Annotated in this window: 26 protein-coding genes and 1 tRNA gene; 9 read left to right on the forward strand and 18 right to left on the reverse strand. The window is 72.9% G+C overall.

What is annotated here, in order from left to right; all coding sequences use genetic code 11:
- The first annotated feature begins 186 nt into the window (after positions 1 to 186).
- A complete protein-coding gene (locus tag DK427_RS15930; protein ID WP_109952119.1) occupies positions 187 to 849 on the forward strand; it encodes a L,D-transpeptidase in 663 nt (220 codons plus the stop codon).
- Positions 850 to 919: 70 nt separating this feature from the next.
- On the opposite strand, the gene DK427_RS15935 is transcribed toward DK427_RS15930, so the two are convergent.
- The 4 genes from DK427_RS15935 to DK427_RS15950 all read right to left on the reverse strand — a co-directional run bounded on the left by DK427_RS15935 (position 920) and on the right by DK427_RS15950 (position 2,963).
- On the reverse strand, positions 920 to 1,336 hold the full coding sequence (locus DK427_RS15935) for a DUF2147 domain-containing protein (protein WP_109952120.1): 417 nt from the start codon (positions 1,334 to 1,336) through the stop codon (positions 920 to 922).
- 69 nt (positions 1,337 to 1,405) lie between these two features.
- On the reverse strand, positions 1,406 to 2,023 hold the full coding sequence (locus tag DK427_RS15940) for a hypothetical protein (protein ID WP_162559808.1): 618 nt from the start codon (positions 2,021 to 2,023) through the stop codon (positions 1,406 to 1,408).
- Between the two features lie 84 nt (positions 2,024 to 2,107).
- Positions 2,108 to 2,380 (reverse strand): hypothetical protein, encoded by a 273-nt coding sequence (locus DK427_RS15945; RefSeq protein ID WP_109952122.1) that lies wholly within the window; start codon positions 2,378 to 2,380, stop codon positions 2,108 to 2,110.
- Positions 2,381 to 2,501: 121 nt separating this feature from the next.
- Entirely contained in the window at positions 2,502 to 2,963 is a 462-nt protein-coding gene (locus DK427_RS15950) for an RrF2 family transcriptional regulator (protein ID WP_342772547.1), read from the reverse strand.
- 301 nt (positions 2,964 to 3,264) lie between these two features.
- Between DK427_RS15950 and DK427_RS15955 the strand changes: the two genes are divergently transcribed.
- Complete coding sequence (locus DK427_RS15955; protein ID WP_109952124.1) at positions 3,265 to 3,501, forward strand: DUF6894 family protein; 237 nt, start codon at positions 3,265 to 3,267, stop codon at positions 3,499 to 3,501.
- A 136-nt stretch (positions 3,502 to 3,637) separates the two neighbouring features.
- On the opposite strand, the gene DK427_RS15960 is transcribed toward DK427_RS15955, so the two are convergent.
- Both DK427_RS15960 and DK427_RS15965 read right to left on the reverse strand, forming a co-directional pair.
- A tRNA-Ala gene (locus tag DK427_RS15960) sits at positions 3,638 to 3,713 on the reverse strand.
- A 188-nt stretch (positions 3,714 to 3,901) separates the two neighbouring features.
- Positions 3,902 to 4,285, reverse strand: coding sequence for a TIGR02300 family protein (locus DK427_RS15965; protein ID WP_109952125.1), 384 nt, complete (start codon positions 4,283 to 4,285; stop codon positions 3,902 to 3,904).
- Between the two features lie 288 nt (positions 4,286 to 4,573).
- Between DK427_RS15965 and aroA the strand changes: the two genes are divergently transcribed.
- Genes aroA through DK427_RS15980 form a run of 3 tightly spaced genes read left to right on the forward strand, consistent with a single transcriptional unit; the run spans position 4,574 to position 7,714 of the window.
- Positions 4,574 to 5,923: a 3-phosphoshikimate 1-carboxyvinyltransferase gene (gene aroA, locus DK427_RS15970; protein ID WP_109952126.1), complete on the forward strand. Its 1,350-nt coding sequence runs from the start codon at positions 4,574 to 4,576 to the stop codon at positions 5,921 to 5,923.
- A 4-nt stretch (positions 5,924 to 5,927) separates the two neighbouring features.
- Positions 5,928 to 6,560: a (d)CMP kinase gene (gene cmk / locus DK427_RS15975; RefSeq protein ID WP_109952127.1), complete on the forward strand. Its 633-nt coding sequence runs from the start codon at positions 5,928 to 5,930 to the stop codon at positions 6,558 to 6,560.
- Entirely contained in the window at positions 6,557 to 7,714 is a 1,158-nt protein-coding gene (locus DK427_RS15980) for a multidrug effflux MFS transporter (RefSeq protein WP_281276956.1), read from the forward strand. The genes cmk and DK427_RS15980 overlap by 4 nt, the downstream gene beginning before the upstream one ends.
- Positions 7,715 to 7,791: 77 nt before the next feature.
- Here DK427_RS15980 and DK427_RS15985 read toward each other — a convergent pair whose 3' ends face one another.
- The 5 genes from DK427_RS15985 to DK427_RS16005 all read right to left on the reverse strand — a co-directional run bounded on the left by DK427_RS15985 (position 7,792) and on the right by DK427_RS16005 (position 13,477).
- The gene (locus tag DK427_RS15985; RefSeq protein WP_109952128.1) at positions 7,792 to 9,489 is read right to left on the reverse strand and encodes a methyl-accepting chemotaxis protein; all 1,698 of its coding nucleotides are present in this window, start codon (positions 9,487 to 9,489) and stop codon (positions 7,792 to 7,794) included.
- Between the two features lie 187 nt (positions 9,490 to 9,676).
- Positions 9,677 to 9,928, reverse strand: coding sequence for a molybdopterin converting factor subunit 1 (moaD, locus tag DK427_RS15990; RefSeq protein WP_109952129.1), 252 nt, complete (start codon positions 9,926 to 9,928; stop codon positions 9,677 to 9,679).
- Positions 9,929 to 9,980: 52 nt separating this feature from the next.
- A complete protein-coding gene (gene pgsA, locus DK427_RS15995) occupies positions 9,981 to 10,580 on the reverse strand; it encodes a CDP-diacylglycerol--glycerol-3-phosphate 3-phosphatidyltransferase (protein WP_109954206.1) in 600 nt (199 codons plus the stop codon).
- Between the two features lie 60 nt (positions 10,581 to 10,640).
- Positions 10,641 to 12,710, reverse strand: coding sequence for an excinuclease ABC subunit UvrC (gene uvrC / locus DK427_RS16000; RefSeq protein WP_109952130.1), 2,070 nt, complete (start codon positions 12,708 to 12,710; stop codon positions 10,641 to 10,643).
- Positions 12,711 to 12,760: 50 nt separating this feature from the next.
- Positions 12,761 to 13,477 (reverse strand): protein phosphatase CheZ, encoded by a 717-nt coding sequence (locus DK427_RS16005; RefSeq protein ID WP_109952131.1) that lies wholly within the window; start codon positions 13,475 to 13,477, stop codon positions 12,761 to 12,763.
- A gap of 252 nt (positions 13,478 to 13,729) precedes the next feature.
- Between DK427_RS16005 and DK427_RS16010 the strand changes: the two genes are divergently transcribed.
- Positions 13,730 to 14,608, forward strand: a complete 879-nt coding sequence (locus tag DK427_RS16010) for a L,D-transpeptidase (protein WP_109952132.1) — start codon at positions 13,730 to 13,732, stop codon at positions 14,606 to 14,608.
- A gap of 54 nt (positions 14,609 to 14,662) precedes the next feature.
- Here DK427_RS16010 and DK427_RS16015 read toward each other — a convergent pair whose 3' ends face one another.
- The 3 genes from DK427_RS16015 to pgeF all read right to left on the reverse strand — a co-directional run bounded on the left by DK427_RS16015 (position 14,663) and on the right by pgeF (position 17,552).
- On the reverse strand, positions 14,663 to 15,367 hold the full coding sequence (locus DK427_RS16015; protein ID WP_109952133.1) for a DUF2076 domain-containing protein: 705 nt from the start codon (positions 15,365 to 15,367) through the stop codon (positions 14,663 to 14,665).
- A 249-nt stretch (positions 15,368 to 15,616) separates the two neighbouring features.
- Entirely contained in the window at positions 15,617 to 16,519 is a 903-nt protein-coding gene (locus DK427_RS16020; protein WP_109954207.1) for an outer membrane protein, read from the reverse strand.
- Between the two features lie 268 nt (positions 16,520 to 16,787).
- Complete coding sequence (pgeF, locus tag DK427_RS16025) at positions 16,788 to 17,552, reverse strand: peptidoglycan editing factor PgeF (RefSeq protein ID WP_109952134.1); 765 nt, start codon at positions 17,550 to 17,552, stop codon at positions 16,788 to 16,790.
- A gap of 165 nt (positions 17,553 to 17,717) precedes the next feature.
- Between pgeF and DK427_RS16030 the strand changes: the two genes are divergently transcribed.
- Positions 17,718 to 17,918: a hypothetical protein gene (locus DK427_RS16030; RefSeq protein ID WP_109952135.1), complete on the forward strand. Its 201-nt coding sequence runs from the start codon at positions 17,718 to 17,720 to the stop codon at positions 17,916 to 17,918.
- A gap of 6 nt (positions 17,919 to 17,924) precedes the next feature.
- Here DK427_RS16030 and DK427_RS16035 read toward each other — a convergent pair whose 3' ends face one another.
- Positions 17,925 to 19,037: a class I SAM-dependent methyltransferase gene (locus DK427_RS16035; RefSeq protein WP_245930586.1), complete on the reverse strand. Its 1,113-nt coding sequence runs from the start codon at positions 19,035 to 19,037 to the stop codon at positions 17,925 to 17,927.
- Positions 19,034 to 19,930, reverse strand: a complete 897-nt coding sequence (gene lgt, locus DK427_RS16040) for a prolipoprotein diacylglyceryl transferase (RefSeq protein WP_109952136.1) — start codon at positions 19,928 to 19,930, stop codon at positions 19,034 to 19,036. Before lgt ends, DK427_RS16035 begins: the two co-directional genes overlap by 4 nt.
- 220 nt (positions 19,931 to 20,150) lie before the next feature.
- Between lgt and DK427_RS16045 the strand changes: the two genes are divergently transcribed.
- The gene (locus DK427_RS16045) at positions 20,151 to 20,960 is read left to right on the forward strand and encodes an endonuclease/exonuclease/phosphatase family protein (protein WP_109952137.1); all 810 of its coding nucleotides are present in this window, start codon (positions 20,151 to 20,153) and stop codon (positions 20,958 to 20,960) included.
- On the opposite strand, the gene DK427_RS16050 is transcribed toward DK427_RS16045, so the two are convergent.
- A complete protein-coding gene (locus tag DK427_RS16050; protein ID WP_109952138.1) occupies positions 20,851 to 22,299 on the reverse strand; it encodes a phospholipase D-like domain-containing protein in 1,449 nt (482 codons plus the stop codon). The genes DK427_RS16045 and DK427_RS16050 overlap by 110 nt on opposite strands.
- 115 nt (positions 22,300 to 22,414) lie before the next feature.
- Here DK427_RS16050 and DK427_RS16055 point away from each other — a divergent pair, with 115 nt between their 5' ends.
- Positions 22,415 to 23,386, forward strand: a complete 972-nt coding sequence (locus DK427_RS16055; RefSeq protein WP_109952139.1) for a right-handed parallel beta-helix repeat-containing protein — start codon at positions 22,415 to 22,417, stop codon at positions 23,384 to 23,386.
- A gap of 83 nt (positions 23,387 to 23,469) precedes the next feature.
- Here DK427_RS16055 and DK427_RS16060 read toward each other — a convergent pair whose 3' ends face one another.
- Positions 23,470 to 23,964 (reverse strand): CAP domain-containing protein, encoded by a 495-nt coding sequence (locus tag DK427_RS16060; RefSeq protein ID WP_425452474.1) that lies wholly within the window; start codon positions 23,962 to 23,964, stop codon positions 23,470 to 23,472.
- Positions 23,965 to 24,040: the final 76 nt, after the last annotated feature.

The raw sequence follows: 24,040 nt of genomic DNA on the forward strand, positions 1-24,040 counted from the left end.
GGCGATGTTCCAAAGGCCCGCTCACGCGGCCGTGAACAACCGGGGGACAAACGGCTGCGTCAAGACGCCGAAGTCGCGGCCGAGCTTCGGTATTCCTCCGCCCGGCAAAATCTTCCGGGCCCTGTGGAACCTGAGACCTATGCTCACGCTTGTAATGGCAAAGGTTATTGCTCAGGCAGGCTCATCATGAAGACCTCCGCGACTGCGCTCGCCGCCCTGTTCGGCGTCTCGCTTCTTGCCGCCACGCCGGCCTTCGCCGCGTCCTCCTACGATCCCTTCGGCGCCACGGACGCCGAGGACTATTACGGCGATACCTACGAGCCCTACGGCTACCAGGGCACGCCAGGCCGCGCCTACCAGCCGGGCTACGGCCAGGGCGTCCAGGCGGCGCCGCAGGCGCAGGTCCAGCCGATCCCGCGCGAGGTCGTCGCCTTCAACGCCCCCTACAAGCCGGGCACGATTGTGGTCTCGACCCAGGAGCGGCGCCTCTACTTCGTGATGCCGAACGGCGAGGCGATCCGCTACGGCGTCGGCGTCGGCCGCCCGGGCTTCACGTGGTCGGGCACCAAGACGATCACCGCCAAGCGCGAGTGGCCGTCGTGGACGCCCCCGGCCGCCATGCTGGCCCGCCGCCCCGACCTGCCGCGCTACATGGCCGGCGGCATCGAGAACCCGCTCGGCGCCCGCGCCATGTATATCGGCTCGACCGAGTACCGCATCCACGGCTCCAACGAGCCGGACACGATCGGCCAGGCCGTCTCGTCGGGCTGCATCCGCATGACCAACGAGGACGTCACCGACCTCTACGAGCGCGTGAAGGTCGGCGCGAAGGTCGTCGTCCTGAACTGAGCCGGCCCTGCGCCCGGGCACGAACGCCGCGTCATCTCAGGATGGCGCGGCGTTCGCGCGTTCGAGCGGATCAGTTCGCGCGCTTCCAGGTCTGGCTCTTGCAGAAGACGCTCATCACGCAGCCCGAGACCACGAGGGTGTTCGGGCCGGTCATCTTGAGGGTGCCCGAATAGGTCTTGCCGTCCTTCGGGTTGTAGAGCGTGCCCGCGTAGCCGTCTCCGGACGCGTTCGGCGCGTTGACGATCTGGACCCCGACGACGCTGCGGCCGCGCAGCGCCGGATCGGGGTTGTTCGCGTCGAGGCCCTTGCCCGCGACGCTGGCCACCGTGCCGCAATAGCCCGCGCCGCAGCGGGCGAGCCGCACCTTGGAATCCCCCGTCTCGGTCAGCCAGACACCGCTGGGATCGCCGGCCGCGTGGCCGGGACCGGCGGTCAGCAGGGCGGCCAGCAGGCCGGCGGCGCGGAGCGTGGAGCGGCGCGGTGTCATGGTATCCTCCCGAAGACCGGCGAGCGGCCGGGTCAGGCTCTTAGCCGGATGTTGCGGCCCGCGCCAAGCTCAGGGCACGCCCGGCCCCAGCACCGCGCCCAGATAGGTCTCGGCGACCTCGCAGAAGGGCTGGCCCGCCGCACTCGTCAGCACCGCCTCCACCGCGAAGAGCGGGGTGTCGCGGCCCGGCGGCCCGGCATGGTCCAGGGCGCGCAGGCCGATGTTGCGCCGCACCGGCGCGAGCGGGCGCACAACCCGGCCGAAGGGCGCGTCGGTCTCGTCGAGGGCGCGGTTCATCGCGGGCGTGAGGCGGGCCGGCACGTACCAGTTGTCGGCCTCCGAGAGCACGTGCGCGCCGCAGGCGAGGCGCACCCGCCGGTAGCGCACCGGCTCGGCCTCGCCGACGCCGAGGCGGCGGCGCTGCTCGGCGCTCGGCGGCTTCTCGGGGGCGGCCAGCCGCAGGGCGACGAGACGCGGCTCGGGGCTGAGGCCGCGCTCCGCGCACCACGCCTCCAGCACGGCCGTCGCGCTCGGCGCCGCGAGGATGCGGGCCTGGAGCGCGGCGGCGAGGCCCGCCGCGTCCGCCCGCTCCACGGCCTCGACGGGTTCGGCCCTGGCGGGAGAGAGAGGCATGAGCACCGCGAGGCAGGCCAGGAGAGTTGCCGGCAGGGTTGTGGGAAGGCGCATGGGATGGGGCCGGGCGAGGTGTGCACCGGAGGAGCACCGACCGCCATAGCGGGCGGGCGCCGGGTCGTCCATCGGCGCGGGCCCTCAGCAGCCGATGCAGATGTCGCGCACCGCGCGCTCGTGCATCGGTCCGGTGCGCTGATTCGGCAGCCGGCCGTCCCGGGGTGCGGGCGGCCTCTCGTGCAGGTGGACAGGGCGGAGGGCTTCGGCGGGCGCGCTGAAGGTGGCCGCGGAGGGCGGCACGTAGGGCGCGGCCCGGTAGAACGGGCTGCCGCGCTCCAGACCGGTCGCCGCAGCGCGGACCGGCAAGGCGGGGAACAGGGCGGCGATCAGGACGGCGCGGGCGAGCACGGGCATTCGGACCTCCGCGGAACGGCATCACCCCCGGTCAACGGCGGCACGAGGGATTCGTCCCGTCCGCGTACGGATCGTGGCACCGATCTTGGCGCGGGTCCCGGCACGGATCCCTGACGGCGCATCAGGCCGAGGACGCCTCCCGGCCCGCCCGCCCGGCCGCGATCAGTCCGCTCAGCGTCGCCCCGGTCCGGTGGGCCAGGATGTCCGCCAGGGTGAAGCGGTCGAGTTCCCGGATGAAGCCGCGCTCGGCGGCGTCGAGCGCGTGCTTGATCAGGCAATCCCGGGCGAGCGGGCAGGGGCCGCGCCCGCAATCGATCAGGCAGCCGGTGCCCTCCAGCTCGGCCACCACGGCGCCGAGCCGGATCGCGGCGGGATCGCGCGCGAGGCGCACGCCGCCGGCCCGGCCCTGCTTCGCCTCGACGAAGCCCGCCCGGGCCAGCCCCTGGACCGCCTTGTGCAGATGATGCACCGAGATGCCGAAGGTCCGCGCGACGTCCGGCGTCGTCGCCCAGCCGTCCGCCCTGACCGCGCCGAGATATAGCAGCAGCCGAAGGGAGAAGTCTGTATAGAGCGACAGACGCAGCTCGGCCTCCGGTCGAAAACGGTACGTTTCCGGACTGAAAGATCAGTCGTCCAACTCATTCTATACCATGCTACACCATGGAGGCTTCATCGCCCATCGGGCTTGGCGCGACATTTCCCTCCCTGCGGCCGGCCACCGGAAAACTTGCTCGCAATTTACCTGTATGAGGTGCTGGCGGCACAGCCTACAACATCGACACGCCCGTCGCCGCCGGCGGTCGCGCTGTCCCGGGTCGGTCCCGGTCCGGACAGGCGCCTGCCGGCCGGCTCGGGCACCGCTTCCCTCGCGTCACGGCCCCGAGATGCCGCACTACTTCTTCGATATCCACGACCACGAGCTCTCGCACCAGGACGACGAGGGCAGCGAGTGGCCGGACACGACCTCGGCCCAGAGCCAGGGCCGGCGCCTGCTGGCCGACATCGCGCGCGACGAGGCGAGCCGCTACGATCCCCTGCATCTCTCGGTCAGCATCCGCGACGCGCAACGGCGCGTGGTCGCGACCTGCGCCCTCTCGCTGGCGAGCACGCCGGTCGGCTGAGCTATGGCGCGCCGACGGGCGTCCGCCGAACGTTCTACGTGTTGCGACGATCCTCAGGACCGTCGCCGGTTGGCTATGCCTGGATGTTGGAGCCTCGTCAGCGAGGCAAGTCCCGGTCACCGGACCGGGGGGAGGATGGTGGAGCCTAACGGGATCGAACCGATGACCTCTTCCATGCCATGGAAGCGCTCTCCCAGCTGAGCTAAGGCCCCACTCTCATCACCCATCCGGGTCTGGTTCCGGATGGCGTCTCGCCGATGTCCTCGGGTCTCTGCCCTCGGGCCCCGGCGAGGCCGGTTCTATAAGCGGAGGACGGTCCGCGCTCAACCCCTTTTTCGCACCGATCGACCATTTTCGATCGCGGCCGCCCGGATCGCCCCGTGCGGCCGGCGGACCGAGGTCAGCTCTCCTCGTCGTTCTCGATGTCGCCGTCGATCAGGTCGGAGACGTCGTCGTCGCCGGCATCCTCCTCCTCCAGGAAGGTGTCGGCATCGTCGCCGCCGGCATCGTCGCCGGAATCGTCGTCGGTCGAGGTATCCACGTCGTCCTCGGCGGCCTCGACCTCATCGAGGGAGACCATCTCCGGGCCCTTCTCGTCCGTCTCGTCCTCGTCGTCCGTGCTCGCGCTGCTGCGGGACAGGGCCGGGGCGGCCACCCGGCTCGCCGTCGTCGCCTGGTAGACCGAGCCGCATTTGGGGCAGACGGCGGGGTCGCGGGCGAGATCGTAGAATTTCGCGCCGCAATTCATGCATTGGCGCTTCAAGCCGAGTTCCGGTCTGGCCACGGGCGAAAACCTCGTCACGGTGCTGTCTGGGGAGGGGCCCCGTTAGTCGCGGCGCGGGCGGCTGTCAAATGGCGCGGCGCGGGCGGATTTCGCCCGAACCTCAGCGGCTTCCTGGCTGGCGGCCGCCCGCGCGCGAGCCCCGCGGCGGGTCCCGCGGGCACCGAAGGGCGTGTCCGGCCCAGGCTCCGGCTTGGCCCCAGGATGACGCCGGGCGCCATCGGTGCTAACCGGCCCGTCGATCCCCTCCGGCGCTCATCCGGCCCGCCCGCCGCCTTCGGACCATAAGCCGTGTCGCACGATTCCGACCCCCAGCCCCTCACCGCCTCGCCGGGCTCGGCCCTGCGCGGCTCGCTCCGGCCGCCCGGCGACAAGTCGATCTCGCACCGCGCGATGATCCTCGGCCTCCTCTCGATCGGCGAGACCCGGGTCGAAGGCCTGCTGGAGGGCGACGACGTGCTGCGCACCGCCGCCGCCGCCAAGGCGCTGGGCGCGGGCGTCGAGCGGCTCGGCGAGGGGCGCTGGGTGGTGCGCGGCGTCGGCATCGGCGGGATGAGCGACCCGGCCGAGACCCTCGATTTCGGCAATGCCGGCACCGGCTCGCGCCTGATGATGGGTGTGGTCGGCGGCCAGCCGGTCACCGCGACCTTCGACGGCGATGCCTCGCTCCGCAGCCGGCCGATGCGCCGCATCCTCGACCCGCTGGTGCGGATGGGCACCGAGGTGGTGGCCGAGGCCGAGGGCGGGCGCGTGCCCCTCACCCTGCGGGGCCCCCGCGAGGCGATCCCGATCACCTACGAGACGCCCGCGGCCTCCGCGCAGATCAAGTCGGCCGTGCTGCTTGCCGGCCTCAACGCCCCCGGCACCACGACCGTGATCGAGGCCGCAGCCACCCGCGACCATACCGAGCGGATGCTGCGCCTGTTCGGCGCCGAGGTCTCGGTCGAGGCCCACGGCCCCGGCGGCCACGGGCGGCGCATCGCGCTCACCGGTCAGCCGAGCTTGCGCGGCACCGACGTGGTGGTGCCGGCCGATCCCTCCTCGGCCGCCTTCCCGCTGGTGGCGGCGCTGATCGTGCCGGGCTCGGAGGTGACGATTCAAGGCGTGATGATGAACCCGCTGCGCACGGGCCTGATCACCACGCTCATCGAGATGGGCGCCGATATCGAGCGGCTGCGCGAGCGCGAGGAGGGCGGCGAGACCGTCGCCGACCTGCGCGTGCGCGCGAGCCGGCTGAAGGGCGTCGACGTGCCGGCCGAGCGCGCGCCCGCGATGATCGACGAGTACCCGGTGCTCGCCGTCGCGGCGGCGTTCGCCGAGGGCACCACCCGGATGAACGGGCTGCACGAGCTGCGGGTGAAGGAATCGGACCGGCTCGCGGCGGTCGCCGCCGGCCTCAAGGCCAACGGCGTCGCCCACTTGGTCGAGGGCGACGATCTCGTGGTGCACGGCGACGGCGCGGCGCCCCGGGGCGGCGGCACGGTCGCGACCCATCTCGACCACCGCATCGCCATGGCGTTCCTCGTCCTGGGCTTGGCCACGCGCGAGCCCGTCACGGTCGATGACGGCGCGATGATCGCCACGAGCTTCCCGAGCTTCCTGCCGACCATGCGGGCGCTCGGCGGCAGGATCGCGGAGTAGGCCCATGCCGATGGTGATCGCGATCGACGGCCCGGCGGCCTCCGGCAAGGGCACGCTCGCCCGGCGGCTGGCCGCCCATTACGGCCTGCCCCATCTCGACACGGGGCTGCTCTACCGGGCGGTCGCACTGACCCTGATCGATGCGGGCATCCCGCTCGACGACGAGGCCGCGGCCGCGCGCGCCGCGACGGGCCTGATCGCCGACCGGCTCGCCGACCCGCGCCTGCGCGAGCGGGCGATGGGCGAGGCGGCCTCGCGCGTCTCCGGCATCCCGGCGGTGCGCGCCGCGCTGCTCGCCTGGCAGCAGCGCTTCGCCGGCACGCCGGACGGCGCGGTGCTCGACGGGCGCGACATCGGCACGGTGATCTGCCCGGACGCGCGGGTGAAGCTCTTCATCACGGCGAGCGCCGAAGAGCGGGCGCGGCGGCGCCACCGCGAGTTGGAGGGCCGTGGCGAAGCGGCCTCCCTCGCGGCGATCCTCGCCGACATCCAGGCCCGCGACGCCCGCGACGCCTCGCGCAGCGCCGCCCCGCTCAAGGCCGCCGCCGACGCGGTGGTGCTCGACACGACGGAACTCGACGCCGACGAGGCTTTCGCCGCGGCCCGTGCCGTGGTGGACCGCGTCCGGACGCAGTGAGGCAGCAGGCCTCCTTCCCGCTCCTCGTCGCCGTCACCATGACGGGAACGCTGGCGCTGCACATCTTCGTGCCGGCGCTGGCGGATGCGGCCGCCGATCTCGGCACCACACCGTCGGTGGCCCAGCTCACCATCACGCTCTTTCTCGTGGGGCTCGCCGGCGGGCAGCTCGTCTACGGTCCGCTCTCGGACCGCTACGGGCGCCGCCCGGTGCTGATCGCGGGTCTCGGCCTCTATCTCGCCGGCCTGCTCCTCGCGGTCCCCGCCCCCAATATCGGCGTGCTGGTCGCGGCCCGCGTGCTGCAGGCGCTCGGGGCCTGCAGCACGCTGGTGATCGGCCGTGCCATGGTGCGCGATGTCTCGGAGAGCACCGACGCGGCGCGCCGGATGGCGCTGCTCACCATGGCGATGACGCTGACCCCGGCTCTCGCCCCGGCACTCGGTGGCCTCGTCGATACCTGGCTCGGCTGGCGCGCGGTGTTCGGGGTGCTGGCCGCGCTCGTCGCCGTGCTGGGGGCGCTCGTGGTCGTCACCCTGCCGGAGACCAACCGGCACCCGGTGGCGCTGCCCGGCCCCTCCGCGATGGCGGCCGCCTACCTGCGCCTCCTGCGGATGCCGGTCTTCCGGGCCTATCTGGTGGCGGGGGCCTGCGCGGGCACCAGCCTCTACGCCTTCCTGGCGGTCGCGCCCTTCCTGCTGGTCGAGCGGCTCGGCCGCTCCTCGGGGGAGGTGGGGCTCGATTGCCTCATCGTGGTCTTCGGCATGGTGGCGGGCGCGGTGGCGGCGAACCGGCTCGCGGGCCGCGTGCCGATCCGGAGCCTCGCCCGCACCGGCAACCTCGTCTGCCTCGCGGGCGCGGGCACGCTGCTGGCGATCGACCAGGCGGGGCTTCTCGGCGTGATCAGCCTGATCGGGCCGCTCATCGTCTACGCGCTCGGCGTCGGCCTCGTCGGCCCGAACGCGGTGGCCGGGCTGATGAACGTCGATCCGCGCGCGGCGGGCGCGGCCTCCAGCCTCTACGGGTTCACCCAGATGGCCTTCGGCGCGCTCTTCACCGTCGCGGTCGGGCTCTGGCATCAGGGCAGCGCCACGCCGGTCGCCGCGACGCTGCTCGGGGCCGCGACCGTCGCGGGGATCGCGCTGCGGCGCGCCTGAGGCGCGGTCCCCGGAAAAAGCAAGGGGCCGCCACGCGGCGGCCCCGGTCCCGTGCGCGGCCCCGCGGGCGCGTCCGCTCAGGCGGCCCGGACGGTGGCGAGGAAGCGCCCCACCTCGCCCCGCAACTGCTCGGAGTGGCGCGACAGCGCGCCGGCCGCGCCGAGCACCTGACCCGCGGCCGCACCGGTATCCTCCGAGGCCTGGGCCACGCCGATGATGTTGCGCGTCACGGCGCTGGTGCCCGTCGAGGCCTCTGCGACGTTGCGCACGATCTCCTGGGTCGCCGCGCCCTGTTCCTCCACGGCCGCCGCAATCTGGGCCGCCACCGCGTCGATGTCCCGGATACGGCCCGTGATCCCCCCGATGGCCTGGACCGCCTCGCCCGTCGCACCCTGGATGCGCGCGATCTGGGCCGAGATGTCCTCGGTCGCACGCGCCGTCTGCGAGGCCAGCTCTTTCACTTCGGCGGCCACCACGGCGAAGCCGCGGCCCGCCTCGCCGGCCCGCGCCGCCTCGATCGTGGCGTTCAGGGCCAGCAGGTTCGTCTGGCCCGCGATCGAGGAGATCAGCCCGACCACGTCGCCGATGCGCGCGACCGCACCGCTCAGCTCATGCACCAGCGTGGCCGTGTGGTCGGCCTCGCCGACGGCGCGGCGGGCGAGGTCGGCCGAGCCCGCGACCTGCCGGCCGATCTCGCCGACCGAGGCGCCAAGCTCCTCGGCCGCCGCCGCCACCGTGTTGACGTTGGCCGCGGCCTCCTCGGCGGCGGCGGCGACGCTCGAGGACTGGCCGGCGGTCTGGGTCGCGGCCACCGTCATGGTTTGGGCCGTGGCCTGCAGCTCGGTGGCCGAGGACGAGACGCTGCCGACGATGCCGCCGACGGCCCGCTCGAAGCCGTCGGCCAGCTCCACCATCGTGCGGCGGCGCTCGGTCGCGGCGGCCTCGTCGGCGATGCGCTTGATCTCGGCCTGCTCGGCGGCCTTCTGCGCCACCATCGCCTTGATGCCCTCGACCGCGCGTCCGACCGCGCCGATCTCGTCTCCGCGCCGCGCCTCGGCGATCTCCGCCTCGGCCTCGCCCCGGGCCATCCGCTCCAGGACGGAGACAAGGCGGGCGAGCGGCCGGCTGATACCGAGGACGACGATGCCGGCGGCGAGCCCGAGGGCCGCCAGGAGGCCGGCCAGGGCGGTACCGATGAGCAGGGCCGTCGCGCGCGCGGCCTCGGAGGCCGCGTCGGCCTTGGCCTTGGCGAGTTCGCGGCTCAGCACGTCGATCCGCTGCTGTACCGCGTCGCGTACAGCGGTGCGGGCGGGCGAGCCCTCGATCAGCGCGAGGCGGGCAGCGGTCTCGGTCTCGTTGCGCAGGCCGAGGGCGGTGACCCGGTCGAGGATGCCGAAATACGTGCTCACGGTCTGCCGGAGCGCCTGGAGGACTGCGCGCCGCTCGGGCGTGTCGGCGAGCCGGATCAGCGTGTCCACTGCCGCGTAGGTCGCGCTCACGTGATGGTCGTAGCGCTCCTTGTAGCCCGCCATCTCTGCCTGGCGCGTCTCGATGATGATGTTGCGGCTCTGGACCGTGGCCTCGGTGACGTTGACGCGCACGCCCAGGATGTTCTCCAGGCGCGCGGACTGGATGTCGACGATGTCCCGGGTCTGGCCGGCGAGAAGGTCGAGGGCGCCGCGCGCCTGGACGACGAGGCCGGCCGCCACGAGGGCGACGACCAGCAGGGGGATGATCACCTTGGCGATGATCGGGGTCCGGTTCAGGAGATTCATGGCTGCTATCGACGGCAAGTGGACCGCCCAGAGTGGCGGCCGTCCCCGTGAAAGCAGCGTTAACGATGCAATCCTCGCGCGAAACACCGCCGACAGGAGAGCGGTCGCGCACGGGATTTAACAGTAATGTCCCGTCGTCCCGGGGGGCTCGTCCGAGCGGCCGGCGCGGGGCCGGCAGGGAAGCGCGTCAGCCGCCCGTCATCGGCGGGAAGAAGGCGATCTCCGAGGCCCCCGCGATCGCGGCGTCCGGTTTGGCGTGGACCCGGTCGATCGCGGCGCGCACCACGCGCGGGTTCTCGAAGGCGTAGGCGTATTCCTCGCCGCGTCCCCGCAGCCAGCCGACGAGGTCGGCGACGGTGCGGACCTCCGCCGGCGGCTCGACCACCTCCTCGGGACGGCCGACCCGCTCGCGCACCCAGGCGAAATAGACGAGCTTCATCGGGCGGGGCCTCCTTCCATGCGTCGAGGATTCCTGCGGCGGCCCGGTCCGCTCAGCGCGGGTCGTCGATGGCGTGCTTGACGCCAGCCCTCATGTAGTCCCAGCCGGTCCAGAGCGTGAGGGCGGCGGCGAGCCAGAGGAGGAGGACGCCGATGCGCTCGGTTCCGGGCAGGATCGTCTCGCCGGCCGGCCCCGCCACGAGGAAGCCCAGCGCTAGGAGCTGCACCGTGGTCTTCCACTTGGCGACACGGCTCACGGGCAGGCCGACCTTCAGCTCGGCGAGATACTCGCGCAGCCCCGAGACCAGCACCTCGCGGCACAGGATCACGATGGCGGCCCAGGTCGAGGGGCCCGCGATGGTGCGGTCGGCCACCAGCATCAGCAGGCAGGCGGCCACGAGGAGCTTGTCGGCGATCGGGTCGAGCATGCGCCCGAGCGCCGAGGACTGCCCGTAGGTGCGCGCGACGTAGCCGTCGAGATAGTCGGTCACCGCGGCGGCGGCGAACACCCCGAGCGCGGTGAAGCGGGCAGAGATCGAGTCGGGCCAGAACAGCAGCCCCACCATCACCGGCACGGCGACGAGGCGGCCGTAGGTGAGGCAGTTCGCGAGCGTCCAGGCCTGCGACCGGCGTCGGGGGAGGACGGCGTTCATCGGCGCGGTGAAATCACGGCTTCCCTCGGGCGTCAACGGATCCATCCCCTCGCGCGCGCCTCACGAGCCCGCATGGAAGAAGTCGTAGACGGCACGCGCCGTCGCGGCGTTCACGCCGGGCGTCTTCGCAAGGTCCTCCAGCGCGGCGCGCTGGATCGCCTTCACGGTACCGAAATGGTGCAGGAGCGCGCGCTTGCGAGTGGGGCCGATGCCGGCGATCTCGTCGAGCGGGTTCTTCACCATCTCGCGCTTGCGCTTGGCCCGGTGGCTGCCGATGGCGAAGCGGTGGGCCTCGTCGCGCAGGCGCTGCACGAAGTAGAGCGTCGGGTCGCGCGGCGGCAGGCGGAAGGCGGGTCGGCCCGGCACGAAGAAGGTCTCGCGCCCCGCATCCCGGTCGCGGCCCTTTGCGACGCCGACGAGGGGCACGTCGGTGACGCCGACCTCCTCCAGCGCCGTGCGGGCCGCGTCGAGCTGCCCCTTGCCGCCGTCGATCAGCACGAGGTCGGGCCAGGCCGGGAAGGCGTCGGAATCGGCCTGCGGTTCCGGCACCGGCTCCGCGACGCCGCCCTCCAGCGCCGAGGCCGCGGCCTCGCCCGCGGTGCGGGGCGCCTCCTTCACCAGCCGCTTGAAGCGGCGCTGCAGCACCTCGCGCATCATCCCGTAATCGTCGCCCGGGGTCAGCTCCTCCGAGCGGATGTTGAAGGTGCGGTAATGCGTCTTCATGAAGCCGGTGGGACCCGCCACGATCATGCCGCCGACCGCGTTCGTGCCCGAGATGTGCGAGTTGTCGTAGACCTCGATCCGTCGCGGCGCCCGCTCCAGCCCGAAGGCCTGGCCGAGCGCGGTGAGCAGCTTGCCCTGCGAGGCGGTGTCGGCGAGCCGCCGCGCCAGCGCCTCCTTGGCGTTCCTCTGGGCGTAGTCGACGAGGTTCTTCCGCTCGCCGCGGCGCGGCCAGTGGATCTCGACCCGGTGCTCGACCCGGCTCGACAGGGCGGCGGCTACCAGCTCCGCGTCCTCGACCGCGTGGCTGGTGAGCACGGTCCGGGGCGCCGGCTTGTCGTCGTAGAACTGGCCGATGAAGGAGCCCAGCACCTCCTCCGGCGTCATGGTGCGGTCGGCCTTCGGGAAGTAGGCGCGGTTGCCCCAGTTCTGGAAGTTGCGGAAGAAGAACACCTCGATGCAGAACTGGCCGGCCTGCTCGTCGAGCGCGAAGACGTCGGCCTCCTCGACCCCTTGGGTGTTCACCCCCTGCACGCCCTGGATGGCGGAGAGCGCGGCGATCCGGTCGCGGAAGCGCGCGGCGCGCTCGAACTCCATCGCGTCGGAGGCCTCCTGCATCTCGGCGCGCATGCGGTCCTTGACGGCGTTCGACTTGCCGTCGAGGAAGTTCTTCGCCGCCTCCGCCATACCCCGGTAATCGGCCTCGCCGATCTCGCCCGTGCAGGGGCCGGAGCAGCGCTTGATCTGGAAGAGCAGGCAGGGCCGGGTGCGGTTCTCGTAGTAGCTGTCGGTGCAGGTGCGCAGCAGGAAGGCGCGCTGCAGGGCGTTGACCGTGCGATTCACCGCCCAGACGCTGGCGAAGGGGCCGTAATAGCTGCCCTTGCGCCGCCGGGCACCCCGGTGCTTCACGATCTGCGGCGCCGGGCCATCATCCGTCACCAGGATGTACGGGAAGGACTTGTCGTCCCGCATCAGCACGTTGAAGCGGGGCTTCAACTGCTTGATGAGGTTGGCCTCGAGCAGCAGCGCCTCGGTCTCGGTCGCGGTGGTGACGAACTCCATCGCCGCCGTCTGCGAGATCATGCGGGCGATGCGGTTCGAGTGCGCCTGCCCCCGCGCGTAGGAGCCCACCCGCGCCTTCAGGTTCTTGGCCTTGCCGACGTAGAGGACGTCGCCCTTGTGGTCGAACATCCGGTAGACGCCGGGCGAGGTCGGCAGCGTCGTCCAGAAGCGTCGGATCACCTCGGTGCCGGCCTGGACCGCGCCCGGCTCGAAGTCGAAGTCGATCTCCTGGCCGTCCTCGGGCAGGACATCCTCGGGCAGGAGATCGGGAGCCTCGTCGTCGCGCCCGTCCTCGGAGCCGTCGTCGAAGCGGTCGGGCGGGAGATCTGACGGGGCGCGCCGGCTCATGCGGCTGATCTAAGCGCCCCGGATTCGCCGGGAAAGGGGCCGCGCGCGATCTAGTCGAACAGCGCGTCGATGTCCGTCTGATCGACATGGCCCGGATCCTCGTCGAGCTTCGGCCCGTTGAGGAGCGCCGATTCGTCGTCCGGGTCCGCGGCGTCGATCGGGCCGAGGATGTCGCGGAAGCTCTCGAGGCTGTTCCAGGTCGCGAGGACCCGATCGAGATGGTCCTCGACGAACTTCATCACGCCGACGATCTTGCTGATGCGCTGGCCGGTCAGGTCCTGGAAGTTGCAGGCCTCGTAGGCGACCACGACCCGCTCCAGGATCGCGTCGACGTTCTCCTGGGCCGACTTGCCGAGGTTGCCCGCCCGCAGCATGTTGGCGTTCTGCTCGATCTCCTCCATCACGGTGAGGAGGGTCGAGGTCGCGCTCTCGGTCGATTCCACCACCGCGTCGAGTTCGTCGGCGGCCCGGCGCATGCCCTTGCCGTTGTTCTCCGACCGGTGCAGGGCGGCGATCTCGGACTTCGTGCGCGAGATCGCCTCCTTCATCACGTCGAGTTCGGAGCGCATGGCGAAGGCCTCGGCGAGCTCCCGCCGGCAGGCGTCCACCGTCTCGCCCGCGCTGGCTTGGGTGATGCGGCGCAAATCCTGGATCGCGCCGAGGATCTCGTCGAGCCGCGCCGGATCGGCCGGTGCCGCCTCGGCCACGGGAGGCTGCACCGAAACGATGCCGAGACTGTCTTCGATGCGGTAGCGCTTCTGGATCATCGCGGCGGGTCGGCCTTCTGCACAGTCCGAGAAGCGTAGCCGCCAGGAGTTGTCAAACGGTTTCCGGACCATGACCGCGACCCGCCGGATTTAGCCTTTAAGGGGCGGTTCACGCTGATTCCGGCGCCCCGGGGAGATCCGGCGGAGCCGGGCCGATTCACCATCTTCCTTCACCGGATCCGCGGCGCCGGGCCGGATCGTGCAGGCGAGCGGGCCGACTTTCCAAGCCCGTCAGGCGCGGGGGCTGGGACGATGGACGGGCGTGTGCGGTGGGGATTGTGCGCGGCGGCGCTCGCCGCGGCGGGGATCGCGCCGGCGGCGGCGCAGAGCGGCGGATACGCGGCGCAGCAGGCCCGGTACGCGGAGCCCGGAGCCTACGGCGGCGGGCTGATCGAGTATCTGATGACCGGCAGCGTGCCCGGCGGCCCCCCCACCGCGCCGCAGGCGGATCGGCGCGCGCGGTCTTATCCGAGCGCCGCGGCATATCCGGGCGCCGCGGTTTATCCGGGCGCCGCCTACGGCGCGCCGGTCCCGGGCCGGTCCTGGCAGCCGGAGCGTCACGCGGCCCTGCCGCAGGCGGCCGTGGCCGCGCCGCGGCCCGATCCCTACCCGGGCGCGGCCGACCCGATGGCCTATCCCGCGCCGCAGGTGGCCGATCCCCGCTCGGAGCGGATCGAGCGCGGCCTCGACCCGCGCTTCCAGCGCCAGGAGGTCGCCTATCCCGGGCCGCAGCGGCCCGGCACCATCGTGGTCGATACGCCCAACAAGTTCCTCTACCTCGTCCAGCCGGGCGGCCGGGCGCTGCGCTACGGCATCGGCGTCGGGCGGCCGGGCTTCACCTGGGCGGGGCTGAAGACGGTGAGCCGCAAGGCCGAGTGGCCGGACTGGACGCCGCCGAAGGAGATGCTGTCCCGGCGCCCGGACCTGCCGCGCCACATGGTCGGCGGCCCGGAGAACCCGCTGGGCGCGCGCGCCCTCTATCTCGGCTCGTCGCTCTACCGGATCCACGGCACCAACGAGCCGCACACGATCGGCCAGTCGGTCTCCTCGGGCTGCATCCGCATGATGAACGCGGACGTGGTCGATCTCTACGAGCGCGTACCGGTCGGCACCCGCGTCGAGGTCCTGTGACCTGACGAGGCCGGCGCCCGGACGGGCGCCGGCCAGAGGGACCTGGAAGGGGCCTCAGGCCCAGTCGCTGTCGTCGCCGCCGTCCATGTCGCCGGCGAAATCGTCGCCGCCGCCCGCGCCGCCGTCATCGTAGCCGCCGCCGAGCGGGGCGCCGAAATCCTGCGTGTTGGCGGAGAGATCCTGCGTGCCGCCCCCGAGGCCGGCCGCGGCCGCGCTGCCGAGCTGCGAGTGGCCGCCCGCGAAGGCGTTCGAGAGGGCGCTGCCGAGCAGCATGCCGCCCGCCGCGCCCGCCGCCATCGGGAGCGCGGTGGCCATGAAGCCGCCGCCGCGCGCCGGCTGCTGCGGCTGGCCGCCCCAGGGGCCGCCCTGCTGCGGATAGCCGCCCTGCTGGGGATAGCCCTGCGGGCCCTGCGGCGGGTAGCCGGGCTGCTGGCCGTAGCCGGGCTGGCCGCCCCAGGCGCCGCCCTGGCGCGGGGGCTCCTGGCGCTGGCCGCCGCCGAAGATGCTCGACAGGAACCCGCCGCCGCCGGAACTCTGCGGCTGCGCCTGCTGGCGGCGCGCCTCCTCCAGCTGCTGGTTGAGGCTCTTGATCGCCTCCTCCTGCACGTAGATCAGCTGGGCCATCGCGTAGGGCGCGTAGGGCTGCTGGCGGATCCGGTCGGCGATGAAGCGCTCGGCATCCGCGTCGCGGGGCTGGCTCGCGGCCTGCTCCAGGCGCTGGAAGATGCCGTTGATGACGTCGCGTTCTTCGCTGTTCATGGAGTCGTCCTCCTCGAGTCACGACCCGCGGGCGTTCACGGGCCGCGCGGACGCCAGGGCAAATGGGGAGGGACGCGAGGCTTTGTCAGGGGCGGGGAAGAAAACTTCGCCGTTCGAGGCGGTAAGATTTTCGGGATTAAAGTCGAAGGCTCGGAACGAGCCCGAAATGAAAGAAGCCCGGCGCGCGGCCGGGCTTCGGGAGACTTGCGGGGTCGCCGGCCGCAGGGCCGACGCCAGGGCGCGTCGATCTCAGTACGAGCCGAACTTGTAGTTCAGGCCGGCGCGGACGACGGCGAACTCGGTGTCGCGGCGCACGTTGGCCAGCCCCGAGACCAGCAGGGTGTTCGGGCCGCCGGCGACGAAGGTCTCCCCGGCGAAGTTCGTCGCGAAGGCGCCGTTGTTGCGGCGGCCCTGGTCGAGGTTCACGTAGAGACCTTCCACCTTCAGCGTCACGGCCGAGGAGCGGAAGAAGTTCAGGAAGGAATCGGTCGGCAGGGCGTACTCGACACCGCCGCCCACAGTCCAGCCGGTCTGGAAGTCGTCGCGCGAGGAATTCGGCAGGCCGAAGTCGCGGCCGCCGCCCGAGCCGTAGGCGAAGCCGCCCGTGGCGTACACGAGGGTGCGGTCGAAGGCGTAGCCGAGGCGGCCGCGCACGGTGCCGAAGTAGTCGAGGCTCGACAGGCCGTTCGGGTTGTAGGCGAGCGAGCCGGGCACCAGGGTGCTGCCGGCGGGCGCCGCGAAGGCGAAGCGGTTCCGGTTGCGGCCGAAATCGGCGTACTGCGCGTCGGCCTCGACGCCGATCACGACGCCCGAGCCCGGGGTGAGCTGGTAGTTGTAGCCGATCTGGCCGCCGCCGACGAAGCCCTCGGAGGAGCGCTCACCGCCGAAGGCGAGGACGCCCGAGGTGAAGGTGTTGCCGGCCGCGAAGAGGCGGGTGCCGGGCGAGACGGCGACCACGGTCGGGCCGCGGTCGTTACCGGTGCCGAAGCCGTAACCGGCGTTGAAACCGGCGTAGAAGCCCGTCCAGGTGAAGACCGGAACCGGCGTGAAGACCGGCGGCGGGGCGGCGCGGCGCGGGAGGTCGGCGGCGAGCGCGGAGCCCGCGGCGGTGACGGCGACGAGCGCGGTGGCGCTCTTGAGCAGGGTCTTGATCATCTGGTCCTCACACTCGACGCGTGCCGCCGCGCACTCGCGACAGGTCGGCACTGTGCCTCATCGTTCAGGACTCCTCCGGGTTGGCTTGATGCCTGGAGCGCACCGACCGCCTGTGACGGCCCCTTACGATGCGCTGCCTTGTTCCCTGGGGATACCTTGACCGTACAACACGCCCCGAATGGCCAAGGTTCCGCTGCGGCCACGCTTTTTTCACCGACCAGTTTGACAAAGTGTCGCAGCCCCCCCCCGGCAAGCCCCCCGCCCCTCAGGGGAGGAGCGCGATCGCCGAGATCAGCCGCCCGTAATCCGGCTCGCCCCGGTGGGTGGTGCGGCGGAAGCTGTAGAAGCGGTCCGAGTCGGCGTAGGTGCACAGCCGCAGGGCGGCCGCCTCGCCGATCCCGGCCTCCGCGAGGCGGGCCAGGATGAAGCCCGGCAGGTCGAACTGGGCATGGCCGGGCCGCTCAGCCGGTGCGAGGAAGCGCTCCATGCCGGGGGCCTCGGCGGTGAAGCGGGCGACGAAGTCGGGCCCGACCTCGTAGTTCGGCTGCTCGATCGTCGGCCCCAGCACGGCCACGATGCTGCGCCGCTCGGCCCCGAGCCGCTCCATCGCCTCGACCGTCGCGCCGACGATTCCCGTGAGCGCGCCCTTCCAGCCCGCATGGGCGGCGCCGACGACGCCGTTCTCGGGATCGGCGAACAGGATCGGGCCGCAATCGGCCGTGGCGATGCCGAGCGCGAGGCCCGGCACCCGCGTCACCATGGCGTCGGCCCGCGGGCGCTCGGCGAAGGGCGCCTCCACGGTGACCACCTCGGCGGAATGCACCTGGTAGAGGCCGACGAGGCGGTCGGCGGGCAGCCCGAGCTGCGCGCACATCCGGGCCCGGTTTTCGGCCACGCGCTCGGGCCGGTCGCTCGATCCGGTCCCGCCGTTGAGCGAGGCGTAGAGCCCCTCCGAGACGCCGCCCTGCCGGGTGAAGAAGGCGTGGCGGATAGCGGCGTGCCCGCTCAGTTCCGGCGCTTCGATGAGCATGGGCGGGTTCCCGGCAAGGTGTGGGCGCGCGCGAGTGCGGGCGCCACGCCTCGATAGCCGAACCGGAGGCCCGAGACGACGGTTGATCGCGCAAGGAACCGCGCGGCCGGCCTGGCATTTTGTGGGGCGGCCCGCGCGGATCCGCGACTTCGGAGGAGGTGGACGATGTCTCAGAGGATCAAGCCCGACCGCCCGATCTGGCCGCCGCTGCCGGAGACCGGCGCGCGCCCCACGCCCTCGACAGGGCCGAGCGAGGCGCCGCGTGCCGCGCCGCCGCAGGGCGGAAGCGGGCCGGGTGCCTCCGGGCCGCGAGCGCAGCGGGTCGCGCCCGCCACGGTCGAGGCCTTCGGGTCCCTCGCCGGCTAGGTCTGCCTAGGTCTGTGGCGCCGGGAGGGCCGGCAGCGGGCCGAGGCGCGGGTCGGCCAGGCCCAGCACCTTGAACAGGCCGCCCATGCCGCGCTCGGCCGGGTCGGTCAGGCGCGCCGCGGCCGCATCGATCGCCCGGGCCCGATCCGCGTCGGCCCGGGCCTTCAGCCGCTCGGCGCGGGCGGCCAGCCCCATCGCCAGCAGGAAGTCGCGCTGCGTCGCGGGCCCGTAGACGGCCGCGCCCTCGGAAGCCGCGGCGCGGGCGAGCGCCGCGAAATCGACGTGGGCGGTGAGGTCGGCCTCGCCGGGCGCGGCGAGCGGGTCGGCGAAGGCGTGGCCGGCGAGCGCCTGGAGCGTATCGCCGAAGCCCGGCCGGGCATGGCCGTAATCGATCGCCAGCAGGGCGCCGCCCTCGGCGCGCAGGCGCCGTCCGAAGCTGCGGACGAGGTCGAGGCCGGCGGAGGGCAGGGTCATCAGCGCGCCCTCCGGGGCCTCGGCAGCGATCTCGGGCAGCGGGTCGGGCGCGAGGCCGAAGGCCAGCCGGCCGTCCGCGAGCCCGACGACCCGCTCGCACCAGCCGCGCCCGGTCCGCTCGAACTGGCGCACCGGCAGGCAGTCGAGGAACTCGTTGGCCAGCACGATCATCGGGCCGGCCGGCAGGGTGTCGATCCCGCCGTGCCAGACGGCACCGGTCCCGGCGAGCCGCGCCTCCTGGGCGGCCCGCAGCACCGGGCTCGTCTCGACGAGGTGCACCGCGAGGCGCGCGTCCGGCGCGGCGGCGCGCAGCGCCCGCAGCGCGTCGGCCATCAGGGTGCCGCGGCCGGGGCCGAGCTCGACCAGCGCGAGGTCTTCGGGCTCGCCCATCTGCTGCCGGACCAGGGCGACCCAGACGCCGAGAAGCTCGCCGAACATCTGGCTGATCTCGGGCGCGGTGGTGAAGTCGCCCCGCGCGCCCAGCGGGTCGCGGGTCCGGTAGTAGCCGTGGACCGGGTGGCTGAGGCAGAGCGCCATGTAGCGGTCGATGCCGATCGGCCCGGTCTCGCGGATCAGCGCGGCGATCTCTGCGCCAAGGGGCGTGGTCGGCGGCGTGCTCGGCGTCGTGCTCGGCGGCGCGCTCACGCCTCCACCGCCCGGTCCGCGGCGGCGGGCGCCTCGACGGGGTGCCGCGGCCGGGTCCAGCCGCGGGCGGCCAGCACGATGTAGGCGAGGCCGACGAGCGCCATCGGCACGCAGAGCAGCATCCCCATGGTGATGCCGCCGCCGAGCGGCCCGAGATTGTCGCCGAACAGGAAGCCGAGCTGCCGGTCGGGCTCGCGGAAGAACTCGCAGGCCGTGCGGGCGAGCGCGTAGCCGAGGACGAAGATGCCGCCGAGGAGGCCGGGCCGCCGGAAGCCGAAGCGGCGCACCGCGAGCGCCATCACGATGAAGAGGAGCAGGCCCTCGGTCGCCGCCTCGTAGAGCTGGCTCGGGTGGCGGGGCAGGGGGCCGCCCGTAGGGAAGACCACTGCGTAGGGGAAATCGGGCGCGACCCGGCCCCAGAGCTCGCCGTTCACGAAATTGGCGATGCGGCCGAAGAACAGGCCGATCGGCACCACGACGGCGCCGATGTCGAGGAGGTTGTAGCCGTTGAGCCTGCGCACCCGGGCGAAGAGCAGGAAGGCCAGGATCGCGCCCAGGAACCCGCCGTGGAACGACATGCCGCCGTTGCGGATGGCGAAGATCTCCACCGGGTCCGAGAGGTAGAGCGGCAGGTTGTAGAACAGCACGTAGCCGATGCGCCCGCCAAGCACGACGCCGAGGGCCACCCAGACCACGAGGTCGTCGATGTCGGCCACGCTCGGGCGCCGCACCACGCCCCAGAGGGAATCGGCCATGACGAGGCGGCGGGCATAGTACCAGCCGCCGATCAGCCCGGCGATGTAGGCGAGCGCGTACCACTTGATGGTGATCGGGCCGATGGCCAGGGCGACCGGGTCGATCGCCGGGAAGGGCAGGGCGAGGAGCGGCGGCATCGGCGCGCTTTCGGCTGTGTGGGGGCGCGGGCATTGCACCCGTGGGCCGCGCAGCGTCAACCCACGGCCCCGCGGGGCGGGGCCGGAGGCAGGCCGCGCCCGCGCGACCCGCACACCACCGTTCGGCCGCGATTCGCCCCTAGGCGCCCTCATCGAACGGGTGGGGCCGTGCCGCGTTGTCACGCGCCCCGTCCGCCTCAAGGTCAGCTCCGATCCCGGCATGCTCGATACCGCGCCCCACCGGCCGCTCGGCCTCGGCTCCGTCGCCGCGAGCCCGCTCGCCCGGGCCGACCGCGAGGCCGGCAGCTACAAGATCGTGAGCTGGAACCTGCTGCGCCGGACCGGTGCGGCGGTGGCGGACCTCGTGTCGCTGATCGAGCAGGAGCAGCCGGACCTGCTCCTGATGCAGGAGGCGACCCGCGGCATCGCGGCGCTCCGCGAGCGGGTCGGTGGGGTCTATGCCTGGGCGCAGCTGCCCGACCGCATCCACGGCCTCGCCATGTGGGCGCCGAAGCCCTGGGCGAGCCCACCGCTCGTCGTGCCGCTGCCGTCCGGCGCGATGTTCCACCGAGTCTCCCAGGTGCTCGATCTCGGCGAATTCGCGGTCGCCAACGTCCACCTGTCGCACGGGCAGATGCTGAACCGGCGCCAGCTCCGCCGGGTGATGTCAGTTCTTCCCGAGCGCGCCGCGGTGCTCGGCGACTACAACATCGTCGGCCCGGCCCTCATGCCGGGTTTCCGCGACGTGGGGCCCCGCAACCCGACCCACGCCATGGCCCGGATGGTGCCGCTGCGGCTCGACCGCTGCCTCGCCCGCGGCCTCGTTTGCGAGCGCAGCGCGGTCCTGCCGCGGGGCCCCTCGGACCACCGGCCGATCGTGGTGCACCTGCGCCCGGCGCCGGAGCCGCCACCGCGCGTCGTCAGAGGTATGGCAGCAGCAGTCGCACGCCTGCGTCGCGCAGGCGTACGGGCAGGTGGCGGGCGCGCAGGTCGTCCTCCGTCAGCCGCGTCTCCATCTTCGCCCGGATGAAGCGCTCCAGCGCCTCCGCTATCGCTGCGTCGTAGAGTTCGACGTTCAGCTCGAAGTTGAGGCGGAAGCTGCGCATGTCCCAGTTGGCGCTGCCGACGAAGCACCAGGCCCCGTCGACGGCGAGCGCCTTCGAGTGGTCGAAGGGGGGCTCGTCGAGCCAGATCCGGACGCCGCTGCGCAGGAGCGACATCACGTGGGCGCGGGTCGCCCAGTCGACGAAGACGTGGTCGGAGCGGGCCGGGATCACCACGTCGACGGTCACGCCCCGCTCGGCCGCGAGCGCGAGGGCCGCCATCACCACCTCGTCGGGCAGGAAATAGGGCGTCACGATCGCGACCCGCTCGCGGGCACCGTTCAGCGCGTGCAGGATCACCGACTCGATCTTCATGATGTCGGCGTCCGGCCCCGACGTCACCGCGCGGGCGACGGTGGGACCGACGGGCTGCAGGTCCGGGAACCAGGTCGGCCCGTCGAGGATCTCGCCGTCCACGAAGGCCCAGTCGCTGGCGAAGGCCGCCATCAGCTGCTCGACCACCGGGCCCTCGATCCGGAAATGCGTGTCGCGGATCGGGTGGTCGGGCCGCGTGGCGAGGCGGTTGGGCTGCGAGATGTTCACCCCGCCCGTGAAGGCGAGGCGCCCGTCGGCGATCAAGAGCTTCTTGTGGTTGCGCAGGTTCAGGAAAGGCATGCGCCAGGGCAGCGCCGAGTGCATGAACAGGCCGGCCCGCACCCCGGCGGCGGCGAGGCGCCGGTAGGCCTTCGCCCGGAAGTAGCCACCGCCGATGCCGTCGATGATCACCCGGACGGCGACGCCGCGCGCCCGAGCCTCGGCGAGCGCCGCGCAGAAGAGGCGGCCGGTCGGGTCGTCGCGAAAAATGTAGCTCGTGAGCACGAGGCTGGTGCGCGCATCGGCGATCGCCGCCAGCATCGCCGGGTAGGCCTCGTCGCCGTTGCGGTAGAGCTGGACGGCGTTGCCCGCGAGCGCCGGCAGGCCGGTGATGCGCCGCACCGCCCGGTCGAGGGGCCAGAGGGTGTGGGGCACCACCGCGTCCTCGAGGCTCGTCGCCTCCAGCGCCTCCGAGGGCTTGGTGCGCAGCCTCCGGGCGCGCCGGGTCACCCGGTTGATGCCGAACATCAGGTAGAGCACCGAGCCGAAGACCGGGGAGAGCCAGGCGAGGCCGACCCAGGCCACCGCGACGCTGACCCGGCGCTTGCGCAGCAGCGCGTGCAGGGTCACGGCGAGCGCCAGCGCGGTACCGACCGCCGCCAGGACGTCGGCCCGCAGGGCGGCGGAGGGCTGGAGCCAGCGGAGCAGAAGGTCTTCGAAGGAGCTCGACACGTCACGCGACCGGGTGGGGGAGGGGCTGGGTCGATATAGGCGCGTTCGCGGCGCTGGGGCCCGGGGATTTGGCCACCGTCCCGAAAATGCCGGTCTCCGGCGTCAGAGCCGCGCCATGCCGTTTCCCGCGCCGCCCCCGCCCGAACCGCCGGCCCTCGTCCGGGTTGCCGCCGCGTCCTGCGACGCCGCGACCCGCGCCCGGATCCTCGCCCCGGCGGAGCCGGGCGCGGAGAGCGTCGCGCTCGCCTGCAACCTGCGGCTCGGGCCCGAGGACAGGGTGACGAAGCGGATCGTGCTGGAGGGCGCCTCGGCCTCCGGCATCACCCTCGACTGCGCGGGCGCGACGCTGGGCCGGGCCGAGCCGCCGCCCGCCATCGACGCCTTCGCGCTGGCGATCCGCTCGCGCCCGCTGCCCGGCGGCGGCTTCGAGCGCCCCGCCGGGATCACGGTGCGCGACTGCCGCATCCTCGGCCATGTCCGGATCTGGGGCATGGGAGTGAACGGGCAGGCCGAGGTGCTGCGCGGCTCCTCGCACAGGCCCGGCCACACCGAGCGGGCGCAGGCGGCGGCCCCGACGGACATCGCCATCCTCGGCACGACGATCACGGCGCTCGGGCACATCCCGCTCTATCTCGGGCCCGGCGTCACCCGGGTGACGCTGCGGGATTCGCGGCTCGACGGCCGCTCGCGCTCGACCGCGCTCTACCTCGACGCGGAGAGTGCCGAGAACAGGATCGAGGACAACGCCATCGCGACCGAGACGGCGCGCGAGTTGGTCGCGGTCGACGGCTCGGCGCGCAACCGCATCACCGGCAACCGCTTCGACCTGCGGGGCCAGGGGGGCGTGCGGCTCTACCGCAATTGCGGGGAGGGCGGCACGGTGCGCCACCAGACGCCCTCCGACAACGTGGTGACGGACAACGTCTTCCGGGGGCGGGGCCTGTTCGGGTCGGCGCCGGTGGTGGTCAATTCCCGCGGCGGCTGGCGGCTCTACTGCGGCGAGGATCGCGGCTATCCGTTCGGCAGCAGCGCGGACGATGCCGACAACGGAACCGGCAACGTGGTCGAGCCGAACCGGGTGGAGTAGGAGATCGGCTTCCGGTTGGTCATATCGGTCTCAGCGGATCCCCTCTTCCCGCCGGCATCCGATGTGATCGACCGGAACCCGCCTCAGTTCCCCGCCATCACCAGCGCCCAGTAGCGGCGGTAGCGCGTCTCGGGCGCGTCCACGCGGGCGATACCGATGCGGCGGATCTGCGGGATCAGCATGTTGGCGTTGTGCTGGGGCGAGGCCTTCCAGCGGGCGAGCACCTGGTCGAAGGTCTCGGAGCCGGCGCTGAGGTTCTCGGCCGCGTAGGAGCGGGCGAGGCCCGCCGAGGCCATGCGCGACGTGAAGGTGCCGCCGAGGTCGTGGCTGAGCCTCCCTGCGCGGGCGTTGTTGCCGGCCTGGAAGGCGGCGGCCTTCGTCAGCCCGGAATCCACAACCACCGGTCCGAGCCCGTGCTGGGCGCGGTAGCGCGAGATCGCGGCGGCGGCTGCCGTCTCGTCGAGGATCACCGGCAGCGTCGGGGCGGCGACCTCCGGCAGGATGGCCGAGGTGCCGCAGGCGGCCAGGCCCAGCGGCAGGGCGAGGGCGGCGAGGCGGGCGAAGGGTCGGATCGGCACAGTGATGGTCGGGGCTCGCGGGCGGGGCGGCCTGCCTCCGGGGCGCCTGCGGCGAAACCGGGGCGGACGGCGGCCC

The organism is Methylobacterium radiodurans, assembly GCF_003173735.1.
GTDB lineage: Bacteria > Pseudomonadota > Alphaproteobacteria > Rhizobiales > Beijerinckiaceae > Methylobacterium > Methylobacterium radiodurans.

What these genes read in the sequence shown, in the direction of transcription:
- lgt (WP_109952136.1), bottom strand. Translation starts at nt 19,930, where the DNA reads ATGCCGCCGCTCCTCGCCCTGCCCTTCCCGGCGATCGACCCGGTCGCC.
- DK427_RS15945 (WP_109952122.1), bottom strand. Translation starts at nt 2,380, where the DNA reads ATGCCCGTGCTCGCCCGCGCCGTCCTGATCGCCGCCCTGTTCCCCGCC.
- DK427_RS15940 (WP_162559808.1), bottom strand. Translation starts at nt 2,023, where the DNA reads ATGCGCCTTCCCACAACCCTGCCGGCAACTCTCCTGGCCTGCCTCGCG.
- DK427_RS16010 (WP_109952132.1), top strand. Translation starts at nt 13,730, where the DNA reads ATGGACGGGCGTGTGCGGTGGGGATTGTGCGCGGCGGCGCTCGCCGCG.
- DK427_RS16015 (WP_109952133.1), bottom strand. Translation starts at nt 15,367, where the DNA reads ATGAACAGCGAAGAACGCGACGTCATCAACGGCATCTTCCAGCGCCTG.
- DK427_RS16030 (WP_109952135.1), top strand. Translation starts at nt 17,718, where the DNA reads ATGTCTCAGAGGATCAAGCCCGACCGCCCGATCTGGCCGCCGCTGCCG.
- DK427_RS15935 (WP_109952120.1), bottom strand. Translation starts at nt 1,336, where the DNA reads ATGACACCGCGCCGCTCCACGCTCCGCGCCGCCGGCCTGCTGGCCGCC.
- uvrC (WP_109952130.1), bottom strand. Translation starts at nt 12,710, where the DNA reads ATGAGCCGGCGCGCCCCGTCAGATCTCCCGCCCGACCGCTTCGACGAC.
- DK427_RS15930 (WP_109952119.1), top strand. Translation starts at nt 187, where the DNA reads ATGAAGACCTCCGCGACTGCGCTCGCCGCCCTGTTCGGCGTCTCGCTT.
- DK427_RS16005 (WP_109952131.1), bottom strand. Translation starts at nt 13,477, where the DNA reads ATGATCCAGAAGCGCTACCGCATCGAAGACAGTCTCGGCATCGTTTCG.
- pgsA (WP_109954206.1), bottom strand. Translation starts at nt 10,580, where the DNA reads ATGAACGCCGTCCTCCCCCGACGCCGGTCGCAGGCCTGGACGCTCGCG.
- DK427_RS16055 (WP_109952139.1), top strand. Translation starts at nt 22,415, where the DNA reads ATGCCGTTTCCCGCGCCGCCCCCGCCCGAACCGCCGGCCCTCGTCCGG.
- DK427_RS15955 (WP_109952124.1), top strand. Translation starts at nt 3,265, where the DNA reads ATGCCGCACTACTTCTTCGATATCCACGACCACGAGCTCTCGCACCAG.
- pgeF (WP_109952134.1), bottom strand. Translation starts at nt 17,552, where the DNA reads ATGCTCATCGAAGCGCCGGAACTGAGCGGGCACGCCGCTATCCGCCAC.
- DK427_RS15985 (WP_109952128.1), bottom strand. Translation starts at nt 9,489, where the DNA reads ATGAATCTCCTGAACCGGACCCCGATCATCGCCAAGGTGATCATCCCC.
- moaD (WP_109952129.1), bottom strand. Translation starts at nt 9,928, where the DNA reads ATGAAGCTCGTCTATTTCGCCTGGGTGCGCGAGCGGGTCGGCCGTCCC.
- cmk (WP_109952127.1), top strand. Translation starts at nt 5,928, where the DNA reads ATGCCGATGGTGATCGCGATCGACGGCCCGGCGGCCTCCGGCAAGGGC.
- DK427_RS16045 (WP_109952137.1), top strand. Translation starts at nt 20,151, where the DNA reads ATGCTCGATACCGCGCCCCACCGGCCGCTCGGCCTCGGCTCCGTCGCC.